The organism is Phosphitispora fastidiosa (assembly GCF_019008365.1).
Lineage (GTDB): Bacteria > Bacillota > Thermincolia > Thermincolales > UBA2595 > Phosphitispora > Phosphitispora fastidiosa.
The window spans coordinates 1-804 of the sequence record NZ_JAHHUL010000055.1 but is presented as its reverse complement, the minus strand read 5'-3'; the positions used below and the strand labels follow the sequence as shown (position 1 = coordinate 804).

The 804-nt window shown below is 44.5% G+C and carries 1 protein-coding gene; it reads left to right on the top strand.

The window, feature by feature from the left end:
• Positions 1-711, top strand: a 711-nt coding sequence (locus Ga0451573_RS18900; RefSeq protein ID WP_269438411.1) for a group II intron maturase-specific domain-containing protein, incomplete at its 5' end; no start/stop codon positions are given.
• Positions 712-804 lie beyond the last annotated feature (93 nt).

Below are 804 nucleotides of genomic sequence, written 5' to 3'. Positions count from 1 at the left end.
GTGTGGGAGGAAACAGACCTTGGAAGCCCTCAGGGGGGAGTCATTTCTCCATTAATTTCCAATATTTACCTAGATGAGTTTGACCAGGAGATGAGGCGCATGAACATCCGCATAGTGCGCTATGCGGATGATATTCTGCTGTTTGCTCGAACATATCAAGAAGCTAAGCAATATCAGCAAACAGCAACAAGCTTCCTGGAAGGAAACTTGAAATTAGTGGTTAACAAAGAAAAGACCCACCTTACGAATAACCAAAAGGGAGTGGCCTACCTCGGCTTCGTAATCTACGCCAAGCATCTAGGCATTAATCCCAAGAAACTAAAAGCTATCAAGGAAACAATAAGGAAAATGACTCCCAGGAATCATGGAATGAATGTAGCAGAAATGGTTCGGCAACTAAATCCCACACTACGGGGATGGGCCAACTATTTTAGGGTGGCTAATTGCCAAAAACATTTAGGGAAGCTTATGGGATGGATACGGCGAAGGTTGCGGATGAAGAAGATGAAAGAATGGAAAACATGGAAAGCGTTACATAAAACGCTGCGTAGGAGGGGCTATAAAGGCACGTTTGAGAAAATATCCATGACCACATGGAGGAACTCAGCCAGCCCACTAATAAGCATGGCCTTGCCAAACGCATGGTTCGATGAACTTGGTCTAATAAACCTGGAAAAGTATAAAGTCGGCATTTTGCATCACTACAGATAACAGTGACTGAGATTTATCAGGAGCCGTATACGAGGCCCGTACGTACGGTTCTGTGAGAGCGAAGAAGTCGGGAAATTATTCCCGACTTCTAGC